Genomic DNA, 5516 nt, shown 5'->3' on the forward strand with positions numbered 1-5516 from the left:
CCTCGCGGAACTCCGGGGAGAATTTCCTGCGACGTTCAGCCATGTGGCACACACTCCATTCCGTGCACAGTCTATTAGATCGACTGCCCGGAATTCTCGGGGCGCCTCAGGGGGGCTTCGCGCCGCGGCGTGGTTGCCTCGGCTGGGCCGGGCGCCGAGTTCGAGTTGGACTTCGTCGGGGATAGTTTCGTCGGGGATAGTGGGGAGCGCCGCCGGGAACTGTTGCTGCTGTGCTGGGACGCGCTGTTCGAGCGGGTCGGGGCGGTGCCCCCGACTATCACCGCGTCCGGCATTGGTCCCTACCGGCCCCCGGCAGTCCGAGGAAACCAGGCGAATCATAAGATGATCAACAGTCAGGTGTCGTCCCCAGCACAACAGCTGGTCATGCGCTATTTCGAGATGTGGAACGGCGGCGACTCGGCAATCGCCTTCGACATCCTTCACCAGGAGTGGATCGACCACGCCCATCCCGAGGTCACCGGACCGGCCGGCGTGCAGCGAGCGGTCGAGCGCATCCGAACAGCACAACCGGACCTCCGCTTCAACATCCAGGCCCTGCTGGGCGACGGCAACCTCGTCGCCGCAGTAGGCGAGGCCGCTTCCACCCCGGGACCCGCGACGGCAGCCAGCCGTCTCATCTGGCTGGTCCGCATCCAGGACGGCCGAATGGCCGAGATGTGGACCTACCACAACGCCGCATCATGAGCGTGATCCACAACTCCCGACAATCTCTCCAGGCCACGACCGACACCCCGAGTTGCCTCAGATCTCATGGCAGATCAAGACCCTCGACTCTGCCAGCCAAGATGAGGCATCCCAGGTCGTGGCCGTGATCGTGTCTCACCTACGTTGGCAGACGACAGAGCGAGCCCGCCGCGGCCACGGATTCTGGTCAGGCGAGGTCCGCGTGCCCAAGGAACTCGTGGCCCTGGCCGGTACAGACCGGATCCGGTACCGAGGCGCAACCCGCAGGGAAGCCGAGGAGGACGGCGATAGGAAGTGGTCGGCGATCCGTGCCGGTCAGCAGCACATCGGCGATCTGACGGTGCGCGGCCTACCTCCAAGACGACTGGCTGCCCCGGAAGCGGAGCCTCCGTCCCTCGTCCAGGCGCCGGTACGCCCAGTATGTGCGTCTGCCGGTTTCCTACCTCGGTGGCATCCCTCTGACCGGGCCAAGGGCCCATCACATCGACCAGACGTACCAGCGGATCGCGGCGGACAACCCGGCCCGGCGGCGGGCGGTTGGACCGGCGACGATCAGGCTTGCGCACGCCATGTTCAAGACGGCGCTGGGCGATGCGGTCCGCCAGCGGATGGTGCCGTTCAACGCGGCCGAGGCCGTCGAGCTGCCGGAATACACCCGGCCGGAGGTCGAGCCGTGGGGTGCCGAGGAGGTCGGGGCGTTCCTGGACGAGGCGGCCACCGACCGGCTGTCCGTGATGTGGGAGCTGATCGGCCTTCATGGGATGCGTCGCGGGGAGGCGTGCGGGGCCACCTGGACGGGGCTGGACGACACCCGCTCGGTGCTGACGATCTTCCGGCAGATCACCGACTCGGGTGGCGATCCCGGGGTGTGGGCGCCCAAGACCCGGTCCGGCAAGCGGAAGGTGGGCCTCGACGCCACCACGCTTGGCGCGCTGCTGGCCCACCGGGCAACCCAGGACATCGAGCGCGAACGGCTCGGTCCCACCTGGTGCAACGGCACCCTTCCCAATGAGCACGGGGACCCGGTCGAGCTGTCGGAGCTAATGTTCACTCGCCCGGACGGGCGGTACCTGGACCCCTCGTGAGCAAGCGGCTCGGTCACTCTTCGCCATCGATCACCGAGTCGCTGTACGTCCATCTGCTGCGGTCGGTGGGCGCTCAGGCAGCCGAGATGGTCGCCGCGGCGGTGCCTCGTGCGACGCGACGTCCGCACCATGTCCGCACCAGCGTGGGAGAACCGCCGTGAGAGAAAGGGACGGGCGCCATCGTGCCTGATCAGAGCGTTGATCGGCAGGAGCCGGATGCGGCGGAGCTGGCGGAGGATGCGAGATTCGAACTCGCGAGGGGTTGCCCCCAACACGCTTTCCAAGCGTGCGCCCTAGGCCACTAGGCGAATCCTCCGTTGACGAGACTATCTGATCGTCGCGCGGGCGTGGGCACCGGGTCGCCCGAGCGGTGCCGCGGACCGGTGGCTCGCCGGTCCGGACCGGGGCGAGTCGCCAGGCCGGGCCTCTGAGCTGAGGCCATCCGTGCCCCACCCGTCCAGCTGTCGCCGTCAGGTTGCGTCTTTCTGTGTCCGGTCGGCTTCGGTGGGTGTTAAAACGGTACGGTTGGGAGAAACCCACCGGGTCAGGGGCGACCGGTCGACGGAGTCCGCGGGTCGGCGCGGAGAGGAGTGGTTGTGACGGAGGCGGGCCGGAAGCCGATCGGCGATCTCGGACGGAGCGGGCCGCCAGCGCAGCGCGAGCCGGTGGGCCTGCACGTCGATCGGGCCCACTCCGCCCGCATGTACGACTACCTGCTGGGTGGCAAGGAGAACTTCCCCGCCGACCGCGAGGCCGCCGAGCGGGCCCTCGCGGGCTTCCCGCACCTGCGGATCACCGCGCGGGAGAACCGGGCGTTCATGCACCGCGCGGTGCGCTACCTGGCCGAGCAGGCGGGGATCCGCCAGTTCCTCGACATCGGGACCGGTATCCCCACCTCGCAGAACCTGCATGAGGTCGCCCAAGCCGTCTCCCCGGAAGCCCGCGTCGTCTACACCGACAACGATCCGATCGTCCTCGCTCACGCCCGCGCCCTGCTGACGGGCAGCCCCAGCGGCCGCACCGCCTACCTCGACGCGGACCTGCACGACGTCGAGGCGATCCTCACCTCGGCCGAGCTGCGCGACACGCTCGACCTGTCCGAGCCGGTCGCCCTGTCGGTCATCGCGATCCTGCACTTCTTCCCCGACGACCAGGACCCGTTCGGCATCGTCCGCGCCCTGCTCGACGCCCTGCCCGCCGGCAGCTACCTCACCCTCACCCATGCGACCGCCGACTTCGACCCGGCGGCGGACCGGCAGGCGGCGCAGGCCTACCGGGACCGGGGCATCCCGATGCAGCTGCGCCGCCGGGAGGAGATCGCCCGGTTCTTCGACGGCCTGGAGCTCGTCGACCCCGGCATCCAGGCCACCCACCGCTGGCGGCCCGAGGGCTACGCCCCCACCGAGGTGACCGACGCTCAGGCCAGCATCTACGGGGCCGTGGCCGTCAAGAAGTGACGCCCTCGCCGACGGCGACAGCGGGCACGACCCCTCCGCGTTCATGATCCCTGCGGGACGGCTAGACTGCGTTGCAGACCCCTCGTGCGGCGTTACCCTCGTGAACCCCCCAGGGCCGGAAGGCAGCAAGGGTAAGCGGGCTCTGACGGGTGTGCGGGGGGTCCTCTACGTTTCGCCGATCGTCTCGTCGAGCACGCGGAGCAGGCCAGTGAGCGCAGCGCTGTACAACCGGTACCGTCCGGCGACGTTCGCCCAGGTCGTCGGCCAGGAACATGTGACGGACGCGCTGCGCAAAGCTCTGACCACCGGCCGGCTGCACCACGCCTACCTGTTCAGCGGGCCGCGCGGCTGCGGCAAGACGTCGTCGGCGCGGATCCTCGCCGCGTCCCTGAACTGCGTGCACGGGCCGACGCCGGAGCCGTGCGGGGTCTGCGACGAGTGCGTCGGCATCCGCACCGGCTCGTCGATGGACGTCACCGAGATCGACGCCGCCTCGCACGGTCTGGTCGATGACGCGCGTGACCTGCGTGAACGGGCGTTCTTCGCGCCGGCGTCGGCCCGGTTCAAGGTGTTCGTCGTCGACGAGGCGCACATGGTCACGACGGCGGCGTTCAACGCGCTGCTGAAGGTCGTCGAGGAGCCGCCGCCCTACCTGAAGTTCGTGTTCGCCACCACCGAGCCGGACAAGGTCATCGCGACGATCCGCTCGCGGACCCACCACTACTCCTTCCGGCTCGTCCCTCCGGGGGTACTGCGCGACCATCTGGCGTCGGTCTGCGAGCGGGAGGGCGTGCACGTCGAGCCGTCGGTGCTGCCGCTGGTGGTGCGGGCCGGCGCCGGTTCCGTGCGCGACTCGCTGTCCGTCCTCGACCAGCTGCTCGCCGGCGCGGACGACGATGGGCTGCGCTACGACCGGGCGGTGACGCTGCTCGGCATGACCGACGGCGTGCTGCTCGACGAGACGGTCGACGCGCTCGCGGGGCGGGACGGCGCGGCCCTGTTCACCGTCGTCGACAAGGTGGTCTCCGCAGGTCACGACCCGCGGCGGTTCGCCACCGACCTGCTCGACCGCTTCCGCGACCTCATCGTGATGGCGGCCGTCCCCGACGCCGCCGAACGCGGGCTGCTCGACGCCTTCTCCCCCGACCAGATCGACCGGATGCGCACGCAGGCCACCGCCGTCGGCCCGGCCGAGTTGTCCCGCACGGCGGACGTCCTGCACGGCGGCCTCGTCGAGATGCGGGGGACCACGAGCCCCCGGCTCATGCTCGAACTGATCCTCGCCCGCGCCCTGCTCCCCGCGGCCGCCACCGACCCCGCCGCCCTGATGACCCGGCTGGAACGGCTGGAACGCCGCGCGATCGTCGCTTCCGGCCCGGACCATGTCGTCGCGGGCGAGAACGGTGGGGCCGGTTTCGCCGCGCCCGCACCGGCGATGCCCGCGTCGGCGATGCCCGGGCCGGCGATGCCCGGGCCGGCGATGCCCGGGCCGGCGATGCCCGGGCCGGTCGCGGCCGGACCCGCGGTAAGCGGCCCCGCCGGATGGGCGCCGACCTCCGTTCCCGCGGGAACACCTGGTCACGGTGATCCTGCGACACCAGGAAGACCTGGTCCCGCCACAGGCCCAAGCCGGAGCGGTCCCGCGGGACCGGACGGCTATGGCCCCGCCACAGGACCGAGCGGGAGCGGTCCCGCGGGAACGGGCGGGCACGTTCCCGCCGTAACACGTGGTCACGGCGGTCCGGCGGGACCGGGCGGACACGGCGCCACCACAGGACCGAGCCAGGGCGGTCCCGCGGGATCTGGGGGCTCGGGCGGTCCCGCGGGACCGGGAGCGGGCGCGGGCGGCGGGCGGATCGACGCGGCGGGGCTGCGCATGCTCTGGGATGAGGTGCTGGCTCTCACCGCCCGGCGCAGCCGCAAGACACACGCCATCCTCAAGGACCACGCCAGCGTCGCCGACGTGCGCGGTGACGAGGTGGTGCTCGCGTTCGCGACCCCGACGATGGGCCGGATGTTCGGGCAGGGCAACAACGGCGAGGTGTTCTGCTCCGCCCTGGCCGAACGGATCGGCGGGTCGTGGCGGGTGAGCGTCGGGCCGGCCGGCGGAGCCGGTCCCGCACGTGGCGGCGGACGGCCCGTGGGTGGGCCGCCGGCGTCTCCCGGAGGCGGTGGCGGCGGAGGCTTCGGCGGGCCGTCGGCGTCCGGGCCCGGCTGGGGCGGCGGCGCGCAGCCGCGCAACGGCGTTGGTGGTAGCGGGGGCGGCGGG

4 protein-coding genes, 1 tRNA gene and 1 other RNA gene are annotated in these 5516 nt (G+C 71.2%); 5 read left to right on the plus strand and 1 reads right to left on the minus strand.

Features of this window, described 5'->3' with window-relative positions:
- Nucleotides 1-165: 165 nt before the first annotated feature.
- Nucleotides 166-705 (plus strand): ester cyclase, encoded by a 540-nt coding sequence (locus tag C1A33_RS19000; protein ID WP_133150727.1) that lies wholly within the window; start codon nt 166-168, stop codon nt 703-705.
- 422 nt (nt 706-1127) lie between these two features.
- The gene (locus C1A33_RS19005; protein ID WP_133150728.1) at nt 1128-1790 is read left to right on the plus strand and encodes a site-specific integrase; all 663 of its coding nucleotides are present in this window, start codon (nt 1128-1130) and stop codon (nt 1788-1790) included.
- A gap of 228 nt (nt 1791-2018) precedes the next feature.
- On the opposite strand, the gene C1A33_RS19015 is transcribed toward C1A33_RS19005, so the two are convergent.
- A tRNA-Ser gene (locus C1A33_RS19015) sits at nt 2019-2106 on the minus strand.
- Nucleotides 2107-2386: 280 nt separating this feature from the next.
- On the opposite strand from C1A33_RS19015, the gene C1A33_RS19020 reads away from it, so the two are divergent.
- The 3 genes from C1A33_RS19020 to C1A33_RS19030 all read left to right on the plus strand — a co-directional run.
- Nucleotides 2387-3247, plus strand: a complete 861-nt coding sequence (locus C1A33_RS19020; RefSeq protein ID WP_423748105.1) for an SAM-dependent methyltransferase — start codon at nt 2387-2389, stop codon at nt 3245-3247.
- A gap of 73 nt (nt 3248-3320) precedes the next feature.
- Nucleotides 3321-3416, plus strand: an RNA gene (gene ffs / locus C1A33_RS19025) — signal recognition particle sRNA small type.
- Between the two features lie 39 nt (nt 3417-3455).
- Nucleotides 3456-5516 (plus strand): DNA polymerase III subunit gamma and tau (locus tag C1A33_RS19030; protein ID WP_101832806.1); only part of this gene is annotated, 2061 nt, incomplete at its 3' end.

This window comes from Frankia canadensis (assembly GCF_900197875.1).
In the GTDB taxonomy this organism is placed as follows: domain Bacteria; phylum Actinomycetota; class Actinomycetes; order Frankiales; family Frankiaceae; genus Frankia; species Frankia canadensis.